The sequence below is a fragment of the Qipengyuania sp. genome, from assembly GCF_964227205.1.
Lineage (GTDB): Bacteria > Pseudomonadota > Alphaproteobacteria > Sphingomonadales > Sphingomonadaceae > Qipengyuania.
The window spans coordinates 484520-508230 of record NZ_CAXQVB010000002.1; the positions used below are offsets into that span (position 1 = coordinate 484520).

The 23711-nt window shown below is 64.9% G+C and carries 21 protein-coding genes and 1 tRNA gene; 7 read left to right on the forward strand and 15 right to left on the reverse strand.

All coding sequences use genetic code 11. From position 1 onward, the window contains the following. Nucleotides 1–7: 7 nt before the first annotated feature. From addA to ACEQZ0_RS04305, 8 genes are all read right to left on the reverse strand, one after another. The gene (gene addA, locus ACEQZ0_RS04270; protein WP_370188712.1) at nucleotides 8–3493 is read right to left on the reverse strand and encodes a double-strand break repair helicase AddA; all 3486 of its coding nucleotides are present in this window, start codon (nucleotides 3491–3493) and stop codon (nucleotides 8–10) included. Further along, nucleotides 3490–6501, reverse strand: a complete 3012-nt coding sequence (addB, locus tag ACEQZ0_RS04275) for a double-strand break repair protein AddB (protein WP_370188715.1) — start codon at nucleotides 6499–6501, stop codon at nucleotides 3490–3492. The genes addA and addB overlap by 4 nt, the downstream gene beginning before the upstream one ends. Then, a complete protein-coding gene (locus tag ACEQZ0_RS04280; RefSeq protein WP_370188717.1) occupies nucleotides 6494–7216 on the reverse strand; it encodes a nucleotidyltransferase family protein in 723 nt (240 codons plus the stop codon). Before ACEQZ0_RS04280 ends, addB begins: the two co-directional genes overlap by 8 nt. After that, nucleotides 7213–8202, reverse strand: coding sequence for an aminoglycoside phosphotransferase family protein (locus ACEQZ0_RS04285; protein ID WP_370188719.1), 990 nt, complete (start codon nucleotides 8200–8202; stop codon nucleotides 7213–7215). The genes ACEQZ0_RS04280 and ACEQZ0_RS04285 overlap by 4 nt, the downstream gene beginning before the upstream one ends. After that, nucleotides 8199–8636: a tRNA (adenosine(37)-N6)-threonylcarbamoyltransferase complex ATPase subunit type 1 TsaE gene (tsaE, locus tag ACEQZ0_RS04290; RefSeq protein ID WP_370188721.1), complete on the reverse strand. Its 438-nt coding sequence runs from the start codon at nucleotides 8634–8636 to the stop codon at nucleotides 8199–8201. Before tsaE ends, ACEQZ0_RS04285 begins: the two co-directional genes overlap by 4 nt. Beyond that, a complete protein-coding gene (locus ACEQZ0_RS04295; RefSeq protein ID WP_370188724.1) occupies nucleotides 8633–10978 on the reverse strand; it encodes a PAS-domain containing protein in 2346 nt (781 codons plus the stop codon). Before ACEQZ0_RS04295 ends, tsaE begins: the two co-directional genes overlap by 4 nt. Nucleotides 10979–11061: 83 nt before the next feature. Then, nucleotides 11062–12468, reverse strand: coding sequence for an adenosylhomocysteinase (gene ahcY / locus ACEQZ0_RS04300; RefSeq protein WP_370188726.1), 1407 nt, complete (start codon nucleotides 12466–12468; stop codon nucleotides 11062–11064). A gap of 130 nt (nucleotides 12469–12598) precedes the next feature. Then, entirely contained in the window at nucleotides 12599–13063 is a 465-nt protein-coding gene (locus ACEQZ0_RS04305) for an S-adenosyl-L-homocysteine hydrolase (RefSeq protein ID WP_370188728.1), read from the reverse strand. A gap of 176 nt (nucleotides 13064–13239) precedes the next feature. Here ACEQZ0_RS04305 and ACEQZ0_RS04310 point away from each other — a divergent pair, with 176 nt between their 5' ends. The 3 genes from ACEQZ0_RS04310 to ACEQZ0_RS04320 all read left to right on the forward strand — a co-directional run bounded on the left by ACEQZ0_RS04310 (nucleotide 13240) and on the right by ACEQZ0_RS04320 (nucleotide 15017). Next, nucleotides 13240–13719, forward strand: a complete 480-nt coding sequence (locus tag ACEQZ0_RS04310) for a peroxiredoxin (protein WP_370188729.1) — start codon at nucleotides 13240–13242, stop codon at nucleotides 13717–13719. 347 nt (nucleotides 13720–14066) lie between these two features. Beyond that, complete coding sequence (locus ACEQZ0_RS04315; RefSeq protein WP_370188731.1) at nucleotides 14067–14579, forward strand: hypothetical protein; 513 nt, start codon at nucleotides 14067–14069, stop codon at nucleotides 14577–14579. 75 nt (nucleotides 14580–14654) lie between these two features. Next, nucleotides 14655–15017: a response regulator transcription factor gene (locus ACEQZ0_RS04320; protein WP_370188733.1), complete on the forward strand. Its 363-nt coding sequence runs from the start codon at nucleotides 14655–14657 to the stop codon at nucleotides 15015–15017. Between the two features lie 45 nt (nucleotides 15018–15062). Here ACEQZ0_RS04320 and folE read toward each other — a convergent pair whose 3' ends face one another. The 3 genes from folE to ACEQZ0_RS04335 are packed head-to-tail and all read right to left on the reverse strand — an operon-like array spanning nucleotide 15063 to nucleotide 17723. Further along, nucleotides 15063–15674 carry a GTP cyclohydrolase I FolE gene (gene folE, locus ACEQZ0_RS04325; protein WP_370188736.1) on the reverse strand — a complete coding sequence of 204 codons (612 nt, stop codon included), beginning with the start codon at nucleotides 15672–15674 and terminating at the stop codon, nucleotides 15063–15065. Further along, nucleotides 15671–17212 (reverse strand): phospholipase D-like domain-containing protein, encoded by a 1542-nt coding sequence (locus tag ACEQZ0_RS04330; protein WP_370188738.1) that lies wholly within the window; start codon nucleotides 17210–17212, stop codon nucleotides 15671–15673. Before ACEQZ0_RS04330 ends, folE begins: the two co-directional genes overlap by 4 nt. 19 nt (nucleotides 17213–17231) lie before the next feature. Further along, on the reverse strand, nucleotides 17232–17723 hold the full coding sequence (locus tag ACEQZ0_RS04335; RefSeq protein ID WP_370188740.1) for a hemerythrin domain-containing protein: 492 nt from the start codon (nucleotides 17721–17723) through the stop codon (nucleotides 17232–17234). A gap of 94 nt (nucleotides 17724–17817) precedes the next feature. On the opposite strand from ACEQZ0_RS04335, the gene ACEQZ0_RS04340 reads away from it, so the two are divergent. Together ACEQZ0_RS04340 and ACEQZ0_RS04345 are read left to right on the forward strand one after the other, a co-directional pair. Then, nucleotides 17818–18213 (forward strand): metallopeptidase family protein, encoded by a 396-nt coding sequence (locus ACEQZ0_RS04340; RefSeq protein WP_370188742.1) that lies wholly within the window; start codon nucleotides 17818–17820, stop codon nucleotides 18211–18213. A gap of 896 nt (nucleotides 18214–19109) precedes the next feature. After that, nucleotides 19110–19613 carry a hypothetical protein gene (locus tag ACEQZ0_RS04345; protein ID WP_370188744.1) on the forward strand — a complete coding sequence of 168 codons (504 nt, stop codon included), beginning with the start codon at nucleotides 19110–19112 and terminating at the stop codon, nucleotides 19611–19613. 353 nt (nucleotides 19614–19966) lie between these two features. Here ACEQZ0_RS04345 and ACEQZ0_RS04350 read toward each other — a convergent pair. Then, nucleotides 19967–20043: transfer RNA gene (locus ACEQZ0_RS04350), tRNA-Arg, on the reverse strand. Nucleotides 20044–20093: 50 nt separating this feature from the next. Beyond that, nucleotides 20094–20510, reverse strand: coding sequence for an NUDIX domain-containing protein (locus ACEQZ0_RS04355; RefSeq protein WP_370188746.1), 417 nt, complete (start codon nucleotides 20508–20510; stop codon nucleotides 20094–20096). An 89-nt stretch (nucleotides 20511–20599) separates the two neighbouring features. Between ACEQZ0_RS04355 and ACEQZ0_RS04360 the strand changes: the two genes are divergently transcribed. Both ACEQZ0_RS04360 and ACEQZ0_RS04365 read left to right on the forward strand, forming a co-directional pair. Then, nucleotides 20600–20779: a Flp family type IVb pilin gene (locus ACEQZ0_RS04360; protein WP_370188748.1), complete on the forward strand. Its 180-nt coding sequence runs from the start codon at nucleotides 20600–20602 to the stop codon at nucleotides 20777–20779. Between the two features lie 124 nt (nucleotides 20780–20903). Next, nucleotides 20904–21077: a Flp family type IVb pilin gene (locus tag ACEQZ0_RS04365; RefSeq protein ID WP_370188750.1), complete on the forward strand. Its 174-nt coding sequence runs from the start codon at nucleotides 20904–20906 to the stop codon at nucleotides 21075–21077. A gap of 78 nt (nucleotides 21078–21155) precedes the next feature. On the opposite strand, the gene ACEQZ0_RS04370 is transcribed toward ACEQZ0_RS04365, so the two are convergent. Beyond that, complete coding sequence (locus ACEQZ0_RS04370; protein WP_370188752.1) at nucleotides 21156–22634, reverse strand: M48 family metalloprotease; 1479 nt, start codon at nucleotides 22632–22634, stop codon at nucleotides 21156–21158. Nucleotides 22635–22756: 122 nt separating this feature from the next. Further along, entirely contained in the window at nucleotides 22757–23701 is a 945-nt protein-coding gene (locus ACEQZ0_RS04375; protein WP_370188754.1) for an acetyl-CoA carboxylase carboxyltransferase subunit alpha, read from the reverse strand. Nucleotides 23702–23711: the final 10 nt, after the last annotated feature.

Here is a 23711-nt window from a genome sequence, read left to right on the forward strand (position 1 = left end):
GGTTCGATTACACAACGGGCGGCAGGGCAAAACTTTCCTGCGGCGCCGCAAACGCGCTCTTGTAGGCAGCCATTCGCGCGGGCGGCAAGACGAAGAGCCGCGGCGTCTGGGTATAGAGCACCGCCGCCTCGATCCGGCGCCCGGGATAGATGACCTCCAGCGCAGCGACATAGGCCGCCATCTGCTTCATCGTGGCGTCGGGAACGGCGTCGAGCGTGGCGGGCGGGCGGCGCGCGGTCTTGAAGTCGACCACGCGGACCGTCTCGGGCGTGACCAGCAGGCGGTCGGCGGTGCCCATCACCACTTGCCCCTCGACGGTGGCGGCCAGCGGAACTTCGGCCAGCGCATCAGGCCCGAAGACCGCTGCAAATCCGGGATCGTCGAGCACCGCCATGGCGCTGGCGAGCATTTCCTCGCGCTCGGTAGCGCCCAGATCGGGCGCCTGACGCGCCAGCCAGGAGTCTGCCTTGGCGGCCCGCTCGGCAGGGGAGACCAGAGGGAGACGCTCGAGCAGCGCATGGATCAGTGTCCCGCGCCGCGCGGCCGCGCTTGCGCTGCCGGGCGGAAGCGGCGGGTCGCTGCCTTCGACCTCGCCCAGCCCCGAGGGCGCCAGCGGACGCGGAGGGCGCGGCTCGGGCCCGACCGGACGCGTCGCCCAGCCGGGCAGCGGCGGCAGCTCTTCTGCTGCGGGGGCGTGCTTGGTTGCCGGGACCGACGGGGCGTGTTCGCCCAGTTCCCAGCGGGCGCCCCAGATCGGATCGGCCAGTCCCTCGTCCTCGCCGAATAGCGGCTTGAGGCGCGCGTACCAGCTGTCATCATGCGGGCCGTTGCGCGCGTCCCGGGGCCCAAGCGAGCCGGTAATGAACAGCGCCTCCTGCGCGCGGGTCAACGCCACATACAGCAGGCGCCAATGTTCCTGCATCGCCTTTGCCGCCTCGACCTCGTCGGCGCGCGCAACCGGGCCGACCTTTTCGTCCTTGCCGAGCGCAGGCAGCGGAATTTCGCGACGCCGCTCGGTGCCGGGCAAGTCCTCGCGCAAGACCAGCTCGCCAGCGCCGTCGGGGCGGATAGCGGCATCGGCGAGAATAACGATCGGCGCCTCCAGCCCCTTCGAGCCGTGGACGGTCATCACACGAACCTGATCGCCGCCCGCGCCCGCCTCGCGCTTCAGCTCGCCATCGCCCGCGTCGAACCAGCGGATGAAGCCCTGCAGGCTGGCGGTATGCGCGCTGGAATAGGCGTTGGCGGCGTTAAGCAGCTCGTCGATCGGATCGTTCGCCTCGCGGCCCAGCCGCGCGACGAGCCGCCGGCGGCCGTCGAGCGGGCCGAGCAATATCCAGTGGAGCAATTGTTGCGGGCTGTCGAAATCGGCGCGACGCAGGATTTCGAGCAGCGACGCGACGGTGGCGAGGACCACAGGATCGTCGCTTGCGCGCAGGTGCTCCCACAGCCGCATGCCGCGCGGGCGATGGCCGTGCTCCAGCAAATCTTCCTGGCTCCAACCGAGCAAAGGCGAGACCAGCAGGCTGGCGAGCGTCAGATCGTCGAGCGGCTGCGCGGCGAAACGCAGCGCTGCCATGAGATCCTTTACCGCCAGCGGGTTGCCCAGCCGCAGCCGGTCGACCCCGGCCACTGGCACGCCGTGGCGATAGAGTCGCGCGACTATCAGCGAGGCGAGTTCGCGCCGCTTCTGGACGAGAACCATGACATCGCCCGCCGTGGCGCGGCGCTGACCGCCCTTGGACAGGGTAAGGCCATCGCCCGCGGGATCGAGCCACGCGGCGACCTGCTGCGCTATACGGTCGGCCAGCAGGCGGTCGTGGCGCGCCAGCCAGCCTTCGGTCTCGCCCTCCCCTTCGTCGTCCTCCGCTTCTGCTACGCGGACAACCTGCCACAGCCCGACCAGCCCCGGTTCACCGCTGCCACTGTGCGGATCGGCGGGCGTATCGAGGCCGAATCCCTTGTAGCCGATGGCCCCGATCGCCCGGTCGACGAAGCCGAGCACTTCCTGGTTGGTGCGATAGCTACGTCCGAGACCGTATTCCGCCAGCCCGCGCATGTCGGGGCCGCCGCGCAGCTCGCGCGCAGAGGCTGCTGCCGCATTCATCCGCTCGCGGAAATAGTCGCGCGCTTCGCGGAAATTTTCCGGACTGGTACCCTGGAAGCCGAAGATCGCCTGCTTGTAGTCGCCCACCGCGAAGATCGTGCGCACAGCATCCCCGCGCGCGCCCTCGCCGTCGAAATAATCGCTCGTGAGCGCCTTCACGATCGCCCATTGCGCTTCATTGGTATCCTGCGCCTCGTCGACGAGGATATGGTCGAAGCTGCGATCGAGCTTGTAGCGGATCCACTCCGACATCGCGCTGTCGGACAGCAGCGTGGCCGCCCGGGCGATGAGATCGTCGAAATCGACCAGTCCCTCGCGCTCCTTGGCCTTGTCCCAGGCAAGCGCGAAGGCGCGCCCCGCCTCGAGCTGCGGCGCGAGGAAACCGGCGAGGTCGAGCAGCGCGGCGCGCTCGCGCACCGCCGCGACGGCATCGGCCACCCGCACCTGATTGGCAGGCAGGGCGGGATCGATCTTCTCGGCGCCTGCCATCTTGCGAGGCGTCCCGTCCTTTTTGAGAAGCGTGTCGAGAAATTCGTCGAGCCGATCAAGCCGTGTCGCGACGTCGCTTGCGAGCCAGCTTTCGAGGAAATCGGCACATTGCTGGCCGGTCTTCGCCGACCAGCCGCGTGTCGCCGCGATACAGGCGCGCAGGGATGCAACCGGGAAAGCCTCGTCCGAACACGCCTCGGCCACCCAAGCCCCATCGGCATCGGCAGGAGTGCCGAGCAGGCGATGGACGCGTGGGCGCATCGGCGGCTGCCAGCTTCCCGGTCCGTGCCACAGGTCGCCATACCTTGCACAGCGCATCAGCCAGCTGCGCACCGCATCGGGCCCCTTGCGCTTGCTCATTTCGGCGATTGCTTCGGTGACACGCGGGTCGCCGTCGGACAGCAAGTCGGCGAGAACTTCGCGGCTCAGCAGGTCGCGCTCGCGATCTTCCATCGGGCGTGTTCCGGGCAATATCCCCGCCTCGCCCGGGAAGGCGGCGAGGAGGTATTGCGCGAATGCATGGATCGTATCGATCCTGAGGCCCCCGCCCGGGCAATCGAGCACGCGGGCGAACAGCGCTCGGGCGCGCGAGCGTGTCTCGGGATCGGCAGGCGCGCCGAGATAGCCCAGCTCCTTGCCCAGCTGCGCATCGTCCATCCGCACCCAGCGCGCGAGGACGGCGTTGACGCGCACAGCCATTTCCGCCGCGCCGGCCTTGGTGAAAGTAAGGCACAACACCTGCGACGGATCGGCTCCGGGTTCGAGCAGCAGCCGTAACACGCGCGCCGAAAGCACCTGCGTCTTGCCGGTCCCCGCGCTCGCCGAAAGCCAGACGCTGCCGAGCGGATCGACCGCGAGCCGTTGCTTGTCCTGCAGTTCGTAGACCGCCCCGCTCATGCCGCCTCGCCCCCGTCCTGGTGCGCGATCCACTCGTCGAGTCGCATCAGCTGGTCATAGGTGTCGTAGCCTTCGTAATTGGGGTTCTCACGCGCGGTGAAGGCGTCGCCGCCCTTGATGAAACGCGCAATGGCAAGCGTCAGCTTGTCGGCGGTCAGCGGCAGGAAATCCTCGGGCGCCACTCCCGATCGCTTGTTGCCCACCTTGAGCGGCACCTCGACATAGCCGAAGCCGTAAGGATTCTCGGGTTTCGCCTTGCCCAGCGACCAGTATTCATAGGTTGAGGGATCGCCGGACAGCCCCTCGAACCCGCCGCGCTCGGCGATGAGGCCAAGAATGCCCAGCTGGAGCGCGAAGCCCGCCTCGACCTTCGCCGCGCTCGGCGGCGTCCCGGTCTTGTAGTCGACGATGGCGAGGCTGCCGTCGGCGAGCCGGTCGATCCGGTCGGCGCGGCCATGGACATGTACGCCCTCGAAAGTCATTGCGCCCTTTTTCTCGACTGCGAGCACGGTGCGGTCCTCGGCATGCGTGACCCTATCCTCGATCCAGCGCAGTGCCGCCTCGAGACGCGGCCGCCACAACCCGCGCATCAGCGGATCGGCGTTTTCCTCGTCGAGCACCGCCTCCATGATCGGCGCGAGCCTTGCGCCGTCATCCTTCTCGCGCGCCTCGTGCCAGCGTTGCAGAATCGCGTGCGCGACCGTGCCCTGCCACGGCGCCGAGGGCTCCGCATCGAGCGCGTCGAGATCCTTCAATCCCATGATCCGGTCGGCGTAGAACTGGTAGGGATCGCCCAGCAGCCGGTCGAGCGCGGTGGCGGAAATGTCGACGTCGCGCTGCTCGGGCGCGGGATCGGGCGCCGGTCGCATATAGCGCGGGGCGGCGGGCGCACGCGTCATGGCGCGCGCGAGTTCGATCGCAGCGGTTTCCTCGTGATCCCCCAGCTGTTCGCCCAGCAACGCCTGGACGCGGAGCAGGAATCGCGAGGGGATCGCCGGCCCCGCCTCGTCGCGCTGCGCATGGGAGAGCACCACTTCGGGGGCGCCCATCGCACCGGCGAGATCGTGCGCCGAGAGGCCGATGCGGAAGTCGGCGCCAGGCACGCCGAGCGCGCGCAATACCGGCGGGGCGAGCAAGGCGTCGACCCCGCCGCGGGTAGGCCAGACGCCCTCGGTGAGCCCCGCGCAGATGACCAGTTCGGCGCGGTTCATCCGGCTTTCAAGCAGGCCGAGCACCTGGACGCGCGCGTGGCCGCCATAGGGCGGGCGCACCGCGACCTGCTCCATCGCATCGCGCAGCGCGATGGCCGCTTCCCCCGGTGCGAGCGTGAAACCGGCATCGCGCGCGTGAAGGCGCAGTGCCTCGACGAAGGTGGCGAGCGAGCGCCCGTCCTCCCGGCTCCACAGCGCCTCGCCGCACAGCGCTTCGCCGCTTGCGACGAGCGCATCGAGCAGGTCGGCGAACGCCATGCCCTCCTTCATTGCGAGCGCCAGCAGCGGGGCGAGTGCCGCCTCGACCGCCGCATACCATTCGGCCACGCTTGGATGGCGCTCTTCCAGCTTTGCCGCGATCACTGCCACCGGTGCTAGCCCGCCCGCCTTTCTCGGACCGCGCAACGCGCGTTCGACCCGGCGCAGCTGGCGTAGCCAGGCGCCGCGCTCCATTCCGCCATCGACCAACGGATGGCCGAGCAGCCCCATCAACGGCACCGGCGCGGCACCATCGGCCATGACTTCGGCGAGCAGCAACAGCAGCCGTCCCGCGGCGGTCTGCGACAGCGGTCGCCCCGCAGAATCATCTGTGGCGATGTTCCAGCGATCGAGGTGATGCACCACGCGCCGCGCCAGCGCGCGGTCGGGTGTGACCAGCGCCACGCGCTTCTCGGGTTGCTCCACCGCCTCGCGTACCAGCAGCGCGATCGCCTGCGCTTCCTCTTCCGGATTGGCCGCGGTCATGATCCGCACGCCCGACAGGCGGCGCTTCTCGGGCGGCAGCGTTACCCAGTTCTTGCTCGCCTCGGGCGGGAGGAAGAGCGAACCGATGGCATGGCTTCGCGCGGGCGCTGCGGCTGCAAGGCCCTTGCGATGCCAGGGCTGCACCTCCTCGCGCGCCACGCCCATGCGATTGAGCAGCAGCTTGAGGTGATATTGCGGGTGAGTGACCGCATCCTCGCGCGCGAAAGGCGTTTCGCCTGGTCCGGGCGCCGCCCCCGCGCGGCCGAGTTCGTCCCACACGGCGGGCGGCATGGTCAGGTCGAAATCGGGCAGGATCACCGCCCCGTTTTCGAGATCGGCTATCACGCGCAGCAGCTTTGCCAAGGCAGGCGCCGCGCTGGTTACGCCCGCGGCAACGATCGGCGTGGCGGGAGGATTTTCCTTCCATTGCCGTGCCGCCCAATCGAACAGGCGATTGCGCCGCGCCGCCGCGTCGAGTGCATTGCATTCCTGCAATTGCGCCAGCCACTTGGACTGGACAGTTGCGAAGAGGTGGAGGCTTCGCTGCCAGTGATCCGACAGCGATCCGAAGAGATCGAGCACCGCATCGCCCACAAGCTCCTCGGGCCCCACGCCCTCGACCAGCAGGCGGTCCATCGTGGCCCCGGTTTCGCGTGCGAGGCGGAGCAGCGTCGCCCCGCCGGGCGCTTCGTCGCCCATAGTGTCGGCAATCAGCCCGGCAAGCGTGAACAGGCGGCGTTGGGGATCGACTGCAGGCGGGATGTCGGCCGCACCGAGCGGGTCGAGCAGCGGGCCCAGCGTTTCGTCGAGGTCGAGGTCCCCGACCACAGCCATCCGCGGCATCAGCAGGCCGGGAGAGCCCGTCTCGCCCGCATGGCGGATGAAGGCTTCGGAAATCGTCCGCCGGGCGCGGCTGCTGGGAACCAGCAGTGTCAGTCGGGCGAGCCCGAATTCGGGATCGGCATAGCGCGGAACGAGCCCGGCCACGAGCGCATCCGCGAAACCGCGATGCGCGGCAATCGAATAGAGCCTGGGCCCAGCCCGCTCAGCCACCCGTCAGGGCCTGCTCGGTCGGCCGGATGTGTTCCGGCGTACCGACCTCGTACCACTGCCCGGTGAAGGCCACGCCGTAGAGGCGCCCTTCTTCGATCGCGCGATCCCACAGGACATTGGTCGAGAAAGGACCGTCGGGCGCATCGCGCAGCAGTCGGTGCGAGACGAGTTGGATACCGGTGTAGATGAAGGGGGCTATCCGCCCCGGCTTCTTGCGGCTGAGCCGCCCCGCCGGATCCATGTAGAAATCGCCGGTCCCGTCGAAATTGAACGCCCGTGCATGCGTGACCACCAGCAATAGCGCATCCATCCGCTCGGGGTCCCACCGCGCCGAGAGATCGGCAAAGGCATTGCGCGGGCCGTCGAGCCAGATGCTGTCGGCATTGCAGGCGAAGAAGGGATCGGGAAGCTGCCCCGCGGCCTGCGCCTTGGCCATGCCGCCACCCGTTTCGAGCAAATGGTCGCGTTCGTCCGAGAAGGCGACCTTCGGCACCGCCCGCGCGGCGATATGCGCCTCGATCGCGTCGGCGAGATAGTGGACATTGACCACTGCCCTGGCGACCCCGGCTTCCTCGAGCCGGTCGAGCGTACGGTCGATAAGCGGCCTGCCCCCGACCCGCACCAGCGGCTTGGGCGTTGCCGCGGTCAGCGGGCGCATGCGCTTGCCCAGCCCCGCAGCCATCACCATGGCGGTATCGGAAATGAGGTCGGTCACTGGATTTCCCCACCGGATGTGTCGCGAATCTGCTGCGGTATATTCGCGGCGAACCAGTCGGCCACCGGCTGCAGCGCCGGATGCGCCAGATCGCGTTCCATTGCCTCCCAAACGCGCGGGATCATTGCCAGGTAGCGGTCCTTGCCGTCGCGCTTCCACAGGCGCGTGAAGATGCCGACGATCTTGGCGTTGCGCTGTGCGCCGAGCCGGGCGTAATCGGCCTCGAAGTGCTCGCCGGGGTCGGCGGCGGCGCGGTAGCGACCGAGCATTTCGCGTTCGAGGTCGGGCGAGACGTCGCGCCGCGCATCCTGCAGCAGGCTGACGATGTCGTAGGCCGGATGGCCAACCAGCGCGTCCTGAAAATCGATCAGCCCCTGTTCGCCCGCCAGCTTGCCTGGTTCGAGCAGCATGATGTTCTCGGCATGGTAGTCGCGCAGCACGGTGACGCCGGGTTTCTGGCGTGCCAGCAGCGGTTCGAGCGCCGCGGTCCAGGCCACGCGATAGCCTTGCTCGTCGACTGTCAGCGCCATCGCCGGGCAATACCATTCGGTCAGCAGCTGCGCCTCGCGCAGATATGTCGCCAAGTCGTAGGGCTCGAAGGGGCCGGGCGGCAGGCGATGGAGCTGCACCAGCGTGTCGATCGCCTTGGCATAGATCGCGCGCTCGCCATCGGGGTGCTCGTCGATCCACTCGCGCATGCGCTGGTCGCCGAAATCCTCGGTCAGCACCCAGCCCGCAGCGGCATCCTCGATCAGGATATGCGGTGCGCGCAGCCCGTTTGTTTCAAGCCAGTGCGCCACCTGAAGGAACGGTCCGGGGTCCTCGTGCGGGGGCGGCGCATGCATCAGCATCGCGCTCTTGCCGCCCAGCCTGATACGAAAATAGCGGCGGAAACTGGCATCGCCTACCAGCGGGGCGATCTCCGCGCCCTCCCAATCGGTCTCGCCCAGGAAGTGATGGATATCGTCGATTAGCGCGTCGCTCATGGCCAGCGGCTTTGCCAAGATGCGCCGGGGGTTACAACGGCTTCGCGCCCGTCTCCCACTTTTTCGAGATCGATCGCCAGGCAGGCCGCTTCATGCGCAAAGCCACCCGCATGATCGGGCCATTCGGCAAGCAGGACCGCGCCCTCGCGGTAATCGTCGAGCCCCAATTCCTCGACTTCGCCCGGGTCCTCGAGGCGATAAAAATCGGCATGCACCACGGGCAGCCGAAGTGCATCGTAGGTCTCGACGATGGTGTAGGTCGGCGACGGCACCTCGCCTTCGTGCCCCAGAGCAGCGAGAATAGCGCGGGCAAGCGTGGTCTTGCCCGTCCCGAGCGTGCCCGACAGCGCGACCACATCGCCGGGAAGGAGCCGCTCGGCGATCCGCCGGCCGAATGCCTCCATTGCGGCAAGATCGGGCAGCGGAACCTTCACGGCAAGATGATCGTGGCAACAGTGCCGGCATTCTTGCGGCTATGGATTTCTAGCGTACCGCCATGCGCCTCGATCAATTGGCGGGCGAGCGGGATGCCGAGCCCCTGGCGGCGTTCGATTCCCTTGCCGTCGGGCGACATACGGATGCCTTCGAGCGCGCGGGCGAGTTCATGCTGGCTCATCCCGCGACCGTTGTCGGAGATGACGATCCGGGTCTCTTCGCGCTTGCGCCCGATTTCGACCACGATCCGCCCCCCGCGCGGAGTGCCGTTGATGGCATTGTCGAGCAGTTGCGAAATCGCCCGGCGCAGCTGGTGCGGATCGGCCTTGACCGATTTGTCGGGATTGCCCTTGAGGTCGAGCGTCAGGCCGCTGTCGAGGATCCGCCGCTCCTGCTGGCGGACGATCTGCGTGACGAAGGGCAGCAGCTCCAGTCTCGTCTTGCGCAGCGGCATCAGACCGGCCTCCGATTGTGAGAGATCGAGGACGTTTTCGACCTGCTCGGTCAACTTGCCGACCGAAAGCGAGATCGCCTGCGCATATTCCTTCGCCTGCGGCGTCAGTTCGCCCGCGATGCCGCTGGTGAGCAACTCCGCGAACCCGCCGATCGAGGTCAGCGGGGTGCGGAATTCATAGCTCATGTTGGCGAGGAAGCGCGTCATTACCGCATCGGCTTCCTCGAGCGCCCGGTTGCGTTCGCGCAGCGCCTCTTCGGCCTGGCGCGAGGCGGTGACGTCGAGGACGGTCAGCATGCCGTTACCGTCGGGCAGGGGCACCCCGGCGAAATCGAGCGTCCGGCCATCGGCAAGCTCGATGCGGCCATCGCTCTTCTTGCGATCGAGCGTGGCCGCGCGGATGACCTGGTTGATCCGTGCGATGCCCGCCGGGTCGGCGAGATTGGCGGCAATGGCGGCCAGCAGGTCCTCGGCCTGCGGATGGCCATCGAGCACTTCGGGATCGATCCCCCAAGCGCCGGGAAAACCGCGGTTCCACAGCTCGAGATGGCCGTCGGGCGCGAATACCGCCAGCGCCTCGAACAGATTGTCGAAAGTGGCGGTGCGGGTCCGCAGCAGCGTGTCGCGGGTCGCCGATAGGGCGAGCTGCTCGGTGCGATCTTCGGCGATCATCACCAGGCCGCCATCGGGCAGCGGCTGCGCGATGATGCGTAGATGCGTACCGTCCGAAAGCGGCCATGGCTCTTCGTGCGGTTCATCGCGCAGGAACCATTCGGCCAGTTCGCTCCGCCAGGCGGGGAAATCACGCACTTCGGGAATCCGGCCGTTTTCACGCGCGATGAGCAGCATCTGCTCGAAAGTGGTGCGATCATTGACCACGCCGGGCGGGAGCGCGAACACGCGGTGGAACGGCTGGTTGGCAAAGGTCATGCGATGCCCGGCGTCGAACTGCGCCACGCCGATCGACAGCTGGTCGAGCATCGAGCGCTGCGCCTCGCGGAAGGCGCGGAATTCGCGCGCCTGTTCCTCCATCTCCTCGATATCCACCGCGTAGCCGGCGATGCCCTCGCCCATCAGCGGCAGGTCGGTGACGCGGATGGTGCGCCGCGCGCGGTCGATGGTAGCGCTGACGATGCGCTCGATCGGCTGACGGCGATCGGCCGCCTGCTGGGCGACCTGCGCCGCGGTGCGCCCATTGACCGTCTCGACCAGTTCGACCTGGTCGGCGACCACCTGGTCGGCGCTTTCCGCTCCCACCGCCGCGACATAGGCCTGGTTGACGAGCCGCAACTGCATGTCGCCGCCGCGGAACCACATCGGCATGGGTGCCGCCTCGATCAGCCCGACCAGCGCGCCGAAATCCTCGCGCGCGCGGGCGGCCTCTTCGCGCAGCAGCGTCAGTTCCGCTTCGCTTTCGCTGAAATCGAACACCCAGATCAACGCCGCACCGCCGGGCGATACCGCAGGATCGGCCAGCGTCCCGTGGAGCGCCAGCGACTTGCCAGTTCCCGGCGACAGGGTAATCGCCATGCGGAAGGGCTTGGCGGTCTTCTGCGTTCGGCGCACGGCGCGGGTCAGATTGTCGATCTGCTGCTCCGACAGGCCGCGCCCCCCCGCCCCGGCCAGCTCGCTGAGATATTCGGGGACGCGGTCGAGCCCGATCCAGCGGGCCAGGCGGTCGGGCGCCTCGATCCGCCCGTCGGCGCGGACCAGCAGGGGGATCGCCGGCCCCTCCTCGATCAGTCGCGAGAGGCGCTGCGCGGTCTTGCGCGCAGAGAGCGATTTCTGTTCGCGCGTGCTGGCGCGCAGCATCACCCATACCGCCCCCGCAGTCCACAAGGCCAGCAGGAGACCGAGCACGGCCATCAGTGCGGGTGAGTTTTCCATTACCCGCCAGCTATGCGGACGCGCGCGCGAGTGCAATGCCCGCGCGCGCGTTCATGCGATTGAATTTCCGCCGAATGCGGCAATCAGTAGCGGTAATGCTCGGGCTTGAACGGCCCTTCTACGGGCACGCCGATGTAATCGGCCTGCTTCTGGCTGAGCTTTGTCAGCTTCACGCCGAGCTTGTCGAGATGCAGCGCCGCGACCTTTTCGTCGAGATGCTTGGGCAGGACGTAGACGTCGTTGTCGTATTCGTCGCCCTTGGTCCACAGCTCGATCTGCGCCAGCGTCTGGTTGGTGAAGGAAAAGCTCATCACAAAGCTCGGGTGGCCGGTGGCACAGGCCAGGTTCACCAGGCGACCCTTGCCAAGGATGATGAGTTCCTTGCCATCGGGGAACTTCACCACGTCGGTGCCGGGCTTCAGCTCGTTCCACTCGTAATTGTCGATCGCCGAGATCTGGATCTCGCTGTCGAAGTGGCCGATGTTGCAGACGATCGCCTTGTCCTTCATCGCGTCCATGTGTTCGGCAGTGATGACGTGTTCGTTGCCGGTCGCGGTGACGAAGATGTCGGCCACCTTGGCGGCCTCTTCCATGGTCACCACCTCGAAACCGTCCATCGCCGCCTGCAACGCGCAGATCGGGTCGATTTCGGTAACCAGCACGCGCGCACCGCCATTGCGGAGCGACTGGGCGCTGCCCTTGCCGACATCGCCGAAGCCGGCGACGCAGGCGACCTTGCCCGAGAGCATGACATCGGTGGCGCGGCGGATCGCATCGACCAGCGATTCGCGGCAGCCATAAAGGTTGTCGAACTTCGACTTGGTGACGCTGTCGTTCACGTTGATCGCCGGGAACGGCAGCTTGCCCTGCTTGGCAAGGTGATAGAGGCGGTGGACGCCGGTGGTGGTTTCTTCCGAGACGCCGACGATGTTCTTGACCGACTTGGTAAGGTAGCCCGGCTTGGCGGCTACGAAGGCCTTCAGCGCGCGCTGGAATTCGATTTCCTCGGCATTCTGCGGTTCGGGCAGTTCCTCGCCTGCTTCGATGCGCGCGCCCCACAGCGCGAACATGGTCGCGTCGCCCCCATCGTCGAGGATGATATTGGCGGTCTGGTCGGGGTTCTCATCGGTCGACCAGTCGAAGATCTTGCCGACATAGTCCCAGTAATCGGCGAGGCTTTCGCCCTTGATCGCGAAGACCGGGATGTCCTGCGCGGCGATGGCGGCGGCGGCGTGGTCCTGGGTCGAATAGATGTTGCAGGTCGCCCAGCGCACGTCGGCCCCCAGCGCCACGAGCGTCTCGATAAGCACCGCGGTCTGGATGGTCATGTGCAGCGAGCCGGTGATGCGCGCGCCCTTGAGCGGCTTGGTGGCGTACTCCTCGCGCAGTGCCATCAGGCCCGGCATTTCGGTTTCGGCGATGGCGATCTCGGCGCGACCGTATTCGGCCAGCGCAATGTCCTTGACGACGTAATCGGTAAATTCGGTCACGAAATAAAGTCCTCGGCTTGCGGGATGGAAGCCGCGCAGGGAAAAGGGGCGGCCGCCGTGTTGGCGCCGCCCCTAGCCCGTCATCGATGTGAGGGCAACGGCCCCCGCTTTCGCCGCTCCGGCAGGCGCCTCAATAGGCGGCGAAGCGCCCGCCGCGCCTGGGCCCGGACGCGAGCAGTTCGACTGCCGCGATGCGCAGGTCGGCGGGATCGTGCGAGGCGGCGAGATCCGTGGTAATCTGCTTGAGTTCCCCGCACCCCAGCCAAGGATGGCCCTGGCCGTATTCATTGGCCATGCCTACACTGATCCGGTCGAGCGCGCGCTTGGCTCCCAGGACCCCGTGCCGGTTCACGAGACCCGCCTCGAGCTGCCGGGCGGCCCCGTTCAGCGTCGCGAGATGATTGGCCGAAAACTGGCGATATTGCGGCTGGAAATTGTCCGCCCCCATGCGGCAGCGCAGCGATGTCACCATCAGCATGATATCGAGCCGGCGGATGTTCTCCGCGTCGCTCGCACCCGAGGCACTGGCCGACACGGGCGTGAAGAGGAGTGCCGCGGCGCTGGCCGCGGCGGCGAAAATCTTGGCGAAGTGCATGTCCCTGGTCTCCCTGGCGGGCCGATCCCGAGGCCCGCTGGAATCCAGCATCGCGCCAAGAATTTACGGGAAGTTGAAGCGGCGCGGTAAAGCGAATTTAACCATTGCCAGGAGGTTGCGAAGCCTGTCCCGGCCGCCTACCTCACACCACGGACGGGAAAGACGGAGTTTCCAGCATGACGATTTCGGTGGGTGACAAGCTGCCCGATGTGACACTGGTCAAGGCGACCGAGAACGGCCCCGAACAGGTCAGCTCGGCCGACTATTTCAAAGGCAAGAAGGTGGCACTCTTTTCGGTGCCCGGCGCCTTCACGCCGACCTGCTCGGCGCGCCATTTGCCCGGCTATGTCGAAAAGGCCGGCGAACTGAAGGCCAAGGGCGTCGACGAAATCGTCGCGACCGCGGTCAACGATGCATTCGTGATGGGTGCCTGGAAGAGCTCCGCCGGGTCCGACGACATCACCATGCTGGCCGATGGCAATGGCGACTTCGCCGAGGCGGTCGGACTGACGATGGACGGTTCCGGTTTCGGCATGGGCAAGCGCGGCCAGCGATATTCGATGGTCGTCGAAGACGGCGTGGTCACCCAGCTCAACGTCGAAGCCCCGGGCGATTTCTCGGTGTCGAGTGCGGAGCATATGCTCGGCCAGCTCTAGGCTTCGGCTTAGCAAACTACCAGGAACGCCCCGTCCGGCTTCTATGCCGCGCGGGGCGTTTTTCGTGCGCCGAGCCGCATTTGCGCAGTCCGCCGCCCACCGCGCTGGCTACTTCCCCGGCCTTCAAGAATATCGCCGCCCGGCCTTGACACCTTGTCTGGGCGATGTCTCGATAAAATCCGATGCCGTGCGAGGAATACAAAGAAGGGCGAAAATTCTTTGTATAGATCGGGGTTTTCCCTTCGCCGCGGACCGGGGACACCCGACCGCCACCTCCGGCAAGGTATCTGCGCGGGGCATGCGCGTTCGCCGTGCCGCCCACGGAGGAGATACATGGACGGAGGCAAATGATAGAAAAATCACGAGATTACGTCGAAACGCTGCGCCGACAGGCTTCACAGCTGAACGAGCTGGCCGATACTCTCGAACAGGATCTCGGCCTCGCTTCACCGGTCTCCAAACCGGTTCCTCCACGCCCGGTATCGCCCGCGGAACTTGCTCCGGTTGCCCAGGCGATGTTTTCCCTCAGGCGCAAGCGCGAGAAGGTTCTGCCGCAGAAGTTCCTCGGCGAACCGATCTGGGACTTGCTCCTCCATCTGTTCGAACGCACGGCAACCGAAACCCCGGTGTCGATCACCAAGGCGAGCTATGCCGCCCACGTTCCCCCGACCACGGCGCTCCGGGCAATCTCGGTGATGGAAAAGGAAGGCTATCTTATCCGCACCCGGCAACGGGCCGAGTCGCGGAACGTCCAGCTGCTCCTGACCGACAATGCGATGGATGCGATGTGCACCTATCTGCAGAACTCCGACCCCCCGAAGCTCTATACCGAGGCGCTGGTTCGCCAAATCGGCGAATAGTCCGGACCGTAGAACCGGCCAGCTTGCCCCGGATGGGGGTATGGCCGAATATTTGGCTGCAGCGCTTACACCATTGTGGAGAAAAAGAACTTCGACACGACCAGGTTCGACAAGTATTTCAAGGCTTCAACTTCAAGGGTCAGGTCAATGCCGGCACGATTTCGAACCATTGTCGGCGATGCGGTTGCGTTCGCGCGGCCGCACGCGGGATCAGCTCCCCTGGAGGGTCTCGAAGAACGGTTTTCGAAACGGGAAAGCCAGATCCTGCACCTCCTGATCGCCGGCTTCACCAGCCGGGAAATCGGCGTCAGCCTCGGCCTCAGCGTGAGGACGGTGGAGTTGTATCGCGTGCTGATCAATCGCAAGCTGGACGAGCCGCAATCCTCCTATACCCGGTCCCAGGCGCCCGACCGGAGCTCCTCCTCGCTCGCTGCCTGAAAGGCCCGTACTCCCTTCGGGTCGCACCAGGGGAAATGAGATCTTTTAGCCATACCCCATGAGCTTGAGCACTTCCTCTCGGCTGCGCTGATCGTCGAGGAAGGTGCCCATCATGCGGCTCGTGACCATGCTCACACCGGGCGTTCGCACGCCACGCGCGGTCATGCAGCTATGCGCGGCCTCGATCACCACGGCGACGCCCTGCGGCTGGAGGTTTTCCCAGATGCAGTCCGCAACCTCGGCAGTCAGTCGCTCCTGCACCTGAAGGCGACGGGCGAAGCCGTGCAGCACCCGCGCCAGCTTGGATATCCCGACCACCCGGTCGTTGGGCAGATAGGCGATCGCCGCCTTGCCGATGATCGGCGCCATGTGATGTTCGCAATGCGACTGGAAAGGAATGTCCTTGAGCAGCACGATTTCGTTGTAGCCGCCGACTTCCTCGAACACGCGGCTCAGGTGGTAGGCTGGTTCCTCTTCATAACCGACGCAGTATTCCTTCCACGCACGTGCGACGCGTGCGGGCGTGTCGAGCAGCCCTTCGCGCGAGGGATCGTCGCCCGCCCATTCGATGAGCGTGCGAATCGCCTCCTGGACATGCTCGGGCACCGGCGGCTTGCCGCGCGGATCGTCCTCGTCGGGTCCAACTAGGCTGCTCACGTCTTCCTGATCCTCCTGAACTGCTCGCGAAAGCGTGCGAGCTTGCTCCCCTTGCGGAAAAGGCCGCCCTTTGCAAACGGCTCGAACATATCGTCGGGATCCTCCGGATCGAGCACTGCACTATCCGCGAGTTTTTCTTCGACACCGTTGAGTTCGGGCGGATGGTAACGCTGCAGATTGCGCGGCCCTGTGCCCTGCGACCCGACGATCAGATCCGCCATCGAGCCATGACGCGACAGCTGCTCGGCCACTTCGCGCTCCTCGAGCCCGCAATGTTCGGCCAGGAGCGAGTGGCGCAGCGCGGCAATACCCGCCGCCGCGTGGCCATTACCAGGCCGCGCCGCGTCGATGAACACGTCGCATTCGCTGTCGAGCCCCATCGACCGGTTGTTGAGATTGGCAGAGCCGATGCGGAGCACCTCGTCGTCGACGATCATGATCTTCGCATGCACATAGATCGGCGTGTCGTCGACCAGCGGCGACCAGAGCGAGAAGCGCCCCTTGTCGTCGGCCACCTCGATCGCCCGCACCAGCTCCGCCCGCGCGTGATCCATCGCCTGCTGCTCGAGCCAGCCTTCTGCATGACGCGGGTGGACGATCACGATTTCGGGGGGCTCGTCTTCCTGCAGCCGCGCGATGATCGCCTCGGCAACCGCGCGTGAGGCGAAATACTGGCTCTCGGCATAGATGAAGCGCTTGGCGGCCGCGATCTGGCGCAGGTAAAGTTGCTTGATCTCGTCCACCGCATCCCAGTCGCGATAGGCCGCTCGCGTGCGGGCGATACCGATCTCGACGTCTTCGAACTGGGCTTTCAGGGCATCGGGCCAAGGCGAGCCCGCTCGCTCGCCGCATTCGGGCAGGGCCGCGCCTCCGGCACATATCCAGCGATCTTCGCCCAGTTCGGCGAGCGCCGGGGCAATCTCCCCCTCCATTATCATCGCGGCGTCGTGCCACGGACCATAGGGGCGCCCCCAAGGCGTTTTGCGGCGCGGATCGTGGGCCTTGTGCTCGCGCGTATCCCAACGCTCATCGGTCATGTCGATCCCGCCGCATACGGCGACCCGGTTGTCGAGCACGGCAATCTTCTGGTGATGCGTGCAGCCAACCGGATGCGCCGTATCGAATTTGAAGGTGATCCGGCGATGACGCAGCCACCGCAGGAGGTCCCACCACATCGAAGCCCGACCGATCGTCGACAACGCCCCCACACTCCATTTGAGAATGCGGATGTCGAGCTTTTTCCGGTGGCGGGCAAGCCAGGCGATGAAGCTGCCGAGCCGCGAGGGGTAGCCGCGCTTCCAGGGACGCTGCCACCAGCGACGCCCGCGGTCGAGATGAATGCGCGTGTCGAAGTCCCAACCGATGAGCAGGATGCGGCTACGCGATTCGAGCATCGCCTCCTGCATGAAAGCGAAATAGTCGGCCGCGTCGATGACGACGCTGGCCCGCGATGCCTTGGCATAGCGCCACACCCCCGGTTCGACCGAGGGTGCGAGCCGCGATACGCGGCTCGGGTCGCAATCCTGCTTGTTACTCACTTGCCCCTCCCCGGACGAATTACTCCTTAGCGTCTTCCTTCTTTTCGGGCGTGATCTCGGCCTCTTCCTTCTCATCCTGCTTGCGGCGCTCGAAAACCCTTTCCATGTGCCGCATGTCATCGTCGTCGAGATATTTCTCGAAGTCGGGGAAGTGCTCCTCTTCCTCCTCGTCGATATGATGGCGGTACTGGTGATCGAAACTCTTGAATTTGGTCAGCCAGCCGCCGCTCGACATGTCGGTCGCAGCGAGGTCGTTGAGCGCTTCCTCGATCTCATGGTGTTCGGCCACCGAATGGCGCGTCTCACCGGTCGTCGGGGGCTTGCGCAGCATGGTCGAATAGAGCGCCTGTTCCTCGGCCGCGGCATGCGCCTTCAGCTCCTTGGTCAGCTCCTCGAACAGGCTTTCGCGCTCGTCGCTGTCACCACTCGTCTGCATCAGCTTGTCCAATAGTTCGCGGTGCCTGTCGTGATCCTGCTTGAGGCGGTCGAAGATGGCTGTGGCGTCGGTCATGATGCAATTGGTCTCCTTCGACCAATGAACCGGCCACAGGCGGCGCGGTTCCGGGCTTGTGCCTGTCTGCCCCTGGCCCCATGTCAGCCGGACCATGCACGCCCGACAACCTCCCACCCAAGCGCAGATGCAAGCGCTCGCCGAGGCGGCGCTCGCCGGATTGCCCGAGCCGTTCCGCGAGCAGCTTGGCGATATCGTCCTGCGGGTCGAGGATTTCGCCACGCCCGAACAGCTCGAATCGGTCGGGATCGACGATCGCTGGCACCTGTCCGGCCTCTACGAAGGCGAACCGCTGCCCGATCGGTCGATCTGGGAAAGCGGAAGGATGCCGCCGCGTATCTGGCTGTTCCGCGAACCGCTGATCGCCGAATGGCGCGAGACCGGGGTGCGGATGGACGACCTCGTGCGGCATGTGGTGGTGCATGAAGCAGGGCACCATTTCGGCTTCAGCGACGACGACATGCACTGGCTCGAGGACGAGGCGGACTAGGTTCGCAGCGGTTTCGCCCAAGGCGGCAACCGGCCCCGAAACCACAAAAGGCCACCCCTCTTGCGAAGGATGGCCTTTTATGGCGCGCCCGAAAGGATTCGAACCTCTGACCCCCAGATTCGTAGTCCGAGTTTGACGCTGTTTTTATTGGCTTTTTTTGTAAACCCTCGCCCCATGGCAGCCCTAAGAACCCCTATTTCCACCCTATCTTTGTAAACCGCGTTTCCAGGAAGAATCTCGTGACTAGAGCAAACCTTTATCCGCCGACTCCCGATCTTAAACGCCTAATTGCGGCTGTCCAAAAGGCCGGTGTACCCATCGGCACCATTGAGATCGAACCAGCGCGAATAAGAATTTACACTACAAACCAAGCCGCTCCCGACCAGTTAACTCCATACGATCTCTGGCAGATGGAAGAAGCAACGCGCAAGGGGTAAAGTACGCAAATTAGAAGGGTTCCCAGAGATATCTATTTTGGTAGACCGTCCCAGATATCAAAAATCTATTCACCAACGCTTTGAACGAAAGGCATACTGATGCGGATTTGGGGAATTACAACACTATTAGCCGGCACCGCAATGCTGGGATCCCAAGTCGCGGCGCCCGAAGCGCACGCCTCTAGCTATTGCTCCCAGCCGATGGCTCCGACTACCTTTTTAGTAAAACCGATGAAGCCATATTGCGCCTGGTCAAAAAGTTGCAGTCAATTCGAAGTCGATAGCTATCGAAATGACGTTAATCGTCACTTCGAGCAATTGAAGCGATACTCGCGTGAAGTTAACGACTTCTACTCTGGAGCCTCTGACTATATCGAATGCATGGCCCAGCTTGATTAGTGTGCGGAAACGGGCAAAGACTCAGCTCACAAACTGAAACCAGCACCAGGTTCTCCACTCATGCCTGACCCTTTTCATCAACTCCTGAACCAAATAAACGGCGCTGCTACTAGCGGACTTCACCTGGTAGCGATCGGCATGGCATCTGCCTTGCCAGACATTTGCGCCTCGCTTGCGTCCGAAGACGGCCGAACTAACGCAAAAAGATACAAAGCTTGGTGCGAGGCCAATCTGAGTGGTTCGGAATTTGCCTTCCTTACGCCGGAAGATATGTATTCCATTCGCGGCGGTGTCCTTCACCAAGGCAGATTTGGCGACTTGAAACATAACGTAGCGAGAGTCATTTTCACCCTCCCCGGTCCAATGTCATTCACCAACTGCATGATGAATGACGCCTATGTCTATGGCGTGGTCGAATTTTGCAGAAACCTCTCCGCTGCTGCCGAAGTTTGGTTCGAAGCCAATCGGAATGATCCAATCGTCGAGGCAAACCTTACGCGAGTGATGCGATATCACCCCGAAGGTTTGTCGCCCTATATGGCAGGCGTGGCGGTTATTGCGTGATGTCTAAGTCCGGACCAATTCGTCAACTCGGTCACAAATCCCACAGATCCTGATCTGGAGACGCGAAACGAATGCAAGGCCAGAAGGAAGTTAGGGCTCGAGCGCGTGACCATTCTGAAACCTGCAGTCACTCGCAAAACGAGATAAGATCCGAAGCACCGAAAATCCCGTTCACCCCTCCTCCACAGAGCACCAGAGGGACATTTTTGGAACTGGAGCGTTTCGACTGAATTTTCAGACACTTGCGCTCGCCACACGAACTGAGTTTACAGAAGTTTGCTTTTTTGCCGCAAACTGCGCTGCACCGCCCGCCCCGTCGGACAAAGTTAAGTGAGTGAAAATAAGAGAGAAAATGGCGCGCCCGGAAGGATTCGAACCTCCGGCCCCCAGATTCGTAGTCTGGTGCTCTATCCAGCTGAGCTACGGGCGCGCTTGGAGGGCGCCCAATAGGCAGGTGCCATGGGCTTGGCAATCCCTAAATCACACTTTTTCGAACAAGCCTCTCGCCAGCGCGACATCGAGCGGCGGCTTGTCGAGCCGCGCGATCTCCCCTTGGGTGAACCAGCCGATCGCACCGCCCTCGAGCGCCGCAAGGGCGCTGCCGTCCCACACCGATCTGTAAAGCATTATGACAATCGGCGCGCGCCCCTCGGCCTGCGCCTCTTCCGCGAAGCCGGCCGGCACAAGCGTATCGCCCGATAGCGCGATGCCCAGCTCTTCGCGAATCTCGCGAACCAACGCATTGCGCGGCTTTTCGCCCGCTTCGACCTTGCCGCCGGGAAATTCCCACAACCCGCCATGATGCTTGCCGGGCGGGCGCCGATGCATCAGCCAGCGCCCTTCGCCATCCGCCAGCGCCAGCGCCACGACACAGGTCCATGTCGGAAAATTTTCCAAGTCCGCCCGATCCTTCAACGTTTCCTTAACCGAGTAGCCCGTATGCCCCTGCGGTCAGCCAAGGCAAGCGACGATTGGGGCAAAAGAGAATGGGCAAATTCCTGCGCAATTTGGGACGCGATACCCGCGGTGCCACGGCTGTCGAATACGGACTGATCCTCGCTCTGGTCTTTCTCGCCATGGTTGGCGGGATCCAGGCATTCGGTACTTCGGCGACGACGATGTGGTCGAATATCGAAACCTCCGTCGTCGCAGTGACGAGCGTCTGAGGAACGGGCCGGTACGGACGAAGCGGTTAGGAAATTCTCAACCACTTCGCTGCAGAAAGCAAAGTCGCCCGAACCAGGATTGTCGGAACGGGCCGGGTACGAAGACTGAACCAGGAGACGACAGATGAAGTTTTTCCGCAAGCTGCGCCGCAACGAAGAAGGTGCAACCGCCATCGAATACGGCCTCATCGCTGCCCTGATCGCCGTCGCCGCGATCACCGCGATGCAGAGCCTCGGCAACGAGCTGAGCACGACCTTCAACAAGGTCTCGACCACGATGAGCACGTCGAACGCCTAATCGCAGGCCGGTCGAAACGAAGAGGGCGGCGGGTTGATCCCGCCGCCCTTTTTCTATGCGCGCCAGAGGTTCTGGCCGCTAGCGCCCGCGGACGACGATCTTGACCTTCTGGCCCGCGCTCAGCCCGTCGTTCGAATCGAGCCCGTTGAGCACGCGGAAGCGTTCGACCTGGTTGTCCGAATAGGCCATGCGGCTCGCCAGCGAGGCGACCGTATCGCCGTTCCGCACGGTGACCACGTCGATCACGCGCGGAATGACATTGGCTGCGGTCTGGGCATCGATCCGCCGCATCGAACCGAACATCTGGGTAAAGGGCGAAGCCCGCCCCGCGGGGGTTATCGCGAGGAAATGATAGGCCCGGTCGTTGGCGAATTCATAAGCGAAGACGGTCACGTCGACCTGCCCGTTGCTCGACGAGACGCGCGCCGTCCCATAGGCCGCCGGCAGGCCGTTCACCGTGGTCCTCTGGACCGATTGCGGGCGGATCTGCTGCTGCTTGCTCAGCCCTGCGAAGACGCTGGTGACGTAACTGTCGAGATTGCCGTTATAGGGCGCCATCGAGAACTGCGCCTGGCCGCTTTGCCCGTTGATGGTGACCGCGCGGGTGCCGTTGATCATGTAGAAGCCCTGCGGCGCGGTAAAGGCGAGCCGCAGATCGGGATGGATGAACTGGCGACCCTCGACCACACCCTGCTTGGGATCGTCACCATAGGTAAGACCGTCGATCCGGGTGAGGAAGGTGTCGCGATTGGTGACACCGCCCGTGGCGCCTGTCGCCTGTGCCGTGGCCAGCGCCGACTGGACGCGGCTGGCGGGATCGGGGTGAGTCGAAGCCCATTCGGGAATATTCGCATTGTCGCGCCCCTGGACCCGGGCATCGAGCGCATTCTGCATCGCGAGGCTCTTCAGCACGGTCGCCATCGCACGCGGATCGTACCCGGCGTCGACCAGATAGCGGATGCCGAGCCCGTCCGCCTCGAGTTCCTGCGAGCGCGAGAACTTGAGAGTCAGCAATTGCGAACCCTGCAGCGCGGCCTGGCCGAGCTGCTGGCCGAGGCCGCTATTGCCGAGGAGGATACCCGACAGGATCGCACCCGCCGCACCGAGCAGCGTGTTGCGCTGGGCGGCTGCCTGGCGGCGTTGCGAGTGACGCGCGGCGACGTGGCCGACCTCGTGCCCCAGAACACCGGCCAGTTCGGCCTCGTTGTTCATCAGCGCGACCAGCTGGCGAGTGGTGTAGATATAACCGCCGGGGATCGCGAAAGCGTTGTTGACCGGGCTGTTGAGCAACGAAACGGTGAAGGATTCACGCGCGTTGCCAAGCCCCGAGTGGACCGCGATGTTCTTGCCCACCTGCTCGACATACTGCGCCTGGCTGCCGCTCATCGCGCCGCCGAATTCAGCCAGCAGCTGCGGGTGGGCCTCGGCCCCCATCTGCGCTTCGCTCTGCGTGATCGGCGCCGAGGCGCTGGGAATGTTGCCCGTGCCCATACAGCCGGCCAGGGCCAGCGATAGCGCGGTGACGGACGAAGCGGCGGCAAGTTTGAAGCGCGACATGAAGGGCTCTCCCCGATTGGCGACCGTCATGGCCCGCACCAGGCGAGCCACGGGCCGTATCTGACTACGCTAGGGAGAACAGCGACCGGCGGTGCTTGGTTCCCGCCAGCCTTTTCCGGCACTTATCCGGCGATCGCCAGGAAGCGCTCTTCGCGCAGGCGCTTGAGCTCGTGCGGGGCGAAACGGCCGAGCTTGTCGAGTTCCTCGCCGATCGCCGCCCCCAGCGTCGTCGCCGCCAGCCGCGGGTCGCGATGCGCACCGCCAACCGGTTCGGGCACGATCCGGTCGATCACGCCGAGCTTGGCGAGGTCCTGTGCGGTAACCTTCATCGCTTCGGCGGCATCGGGCGCCTTTTCGGCGGTGCGCCACAGGATCGAGGCGCAGCCTTCGGGCGAGATCACCGAATAGACCGCGTGTTCCATCATCAGCACGCGTTCGGCACTGGCGAGCGCCACCGCGCCGCCCGAACCGCCCTCGCCGACGATCGCCGCGACCATCGGGACAGGCAGCGCGAGACAGGCTTCGGTCGATCGCGCAATGGCTTCGGCCTGGCCGCGCTCTTCGGCCTCAACCCCGGGAAACGCGCCCGAAGTATCGACCAGGGTCACCACCGGGAGGCCGAACTGTCCGGCCATTTCCATCAGGCGGATCGCCTTGCGATAGCCCTCGGGCTTGCCCATGCCGAAATTGTGCCGGATGCGGCTGGCGGTATCATTGCCCTTTTCATGGCCGATCAGCACCACCTTTCGGCCATCGAGCTTGGCGAAGCCGCCGAGGATCGCCTCGTCGTCGCCATAGCAGCGATCGCCGCCGAGCGGGACGAATTCCTCGAAGGCCTGTTCGACATAGTCGCGGAAGTGCGGGCGCGAGGGATGCCGGGCGACCTGCGTCTTCTGCCACGGGCTGAGCGATTCGTAGGTGCTCGCCAACAGGGTGGCGCTCTTCTGCTCGAGCCGCTGGAGCTCGGTGGAAATATCGACGTCGTCGCCCTCGGCTGCGTTGCGCAGTTCGGCGATACGCTGTTCGAGCTCGGCAACCGGCTTCTCGAATTCGAGGTAGGAAATCATGGCGCCCGCG

Excerpts from the sequence above, each read along its gene's own strand:
- ACEQZ0_RS04305 (WP_370188728.1), bottom strand. The coding sequence starts at position 13,063 with ATGCACTTCGCCAAGATTTTCGCCGCCGCGGCCAGCGCCGCGGCACTC.
- ACEQZ0_RS04315 (WP_370188731.1), top strand. The coding sequence starts at position 14,067 with ATGATAGAAAAATCACGAGATTACGTCGAAACGCTGCGCCGACAGGCT.
- ACEQZ0_RS04310 (WP_370188729.1), top strand. The coding sequence starts at position 13,240 with ATGACGATTTCGGTGGGTGACAAGCTGCCCGATGTGACACTGGTCAAG.
- ACEQZ0_RS04335 (WP_370188740.1), bottom strand. The coding sequence starts at position 17,723 with ATGACCGACGCCACAGCCATCTTCGACCGCCTCAAGCAGGATCACGAC.
- ACEQZ0_RS04365 (WP_370188750.1), top strand. The coding sequence starts at position 20,904 with ATGAAGTTTTTCCGCAAGCTGCGCCGCAACGAAGAAGGTGCAACCGCC.
- ACEQZ0_RS04295 (WP_370188724.1), bottom strand. The coding sequence starts at position 10,978 with ATGGAAAACTCACCCGCACTGATGGCCGTGCTCGGTCTCCTGCTGGCC.
- ACEQZ0_RS04370 (WP_370188752.1), bottom strand. The coding sequence starts at position 22,634 with ATGTCGCGCTTCAAACTTGCCGCCGCTTCGTCCGTCACCGCGCTATCG.
- ACEQZ0_RS04375 (WP_370188754.1), bottom strand. The coding sequence starts at position 23,701 with ATGATTTCCTACCTCGAATTCGAGAAGCCGGTTGCCGAGCTCGAACAG.
- ACEQZ0_RS04285 (WP_370188719.1), bottom strand. The coding sequence starts at position 8,202 with ATGAGCGACGCGCTAATCGACGATATCCATCACTTCCTGGGCGAGACC.
- ACEQZ0_RS04340 (WP_370188742.1), top strand. The coding sequence starts at position 17,818 with ATGCACGCCCGACAACCTCCCACCCAAGCGCAGATGCAAGCGCTCGCC.
- ACEQZ0_RS04360 (WP_370188748.1), top strand. The coding sequence starts at position 20,600 with ATGGGCAAATTCCTGCGCAATTTGGGACGCGATACCCGCGGTGCCACG.
- addA (WP_370188712.1), bottom strand. The coding sequence starts at position 3,493 with ATGAGCGGGGCGGTCTACGAACTGCAGGACAAGCAACGGCTCGCGGTC.
- ACEQZ0_RS04345 (WP_370188744.1), top strand. The coding sequence starts at position 19,110 with ATGCCTGACCCTTTTCATCAACTCCTGAACCAAATAAACGGCGCTGCT.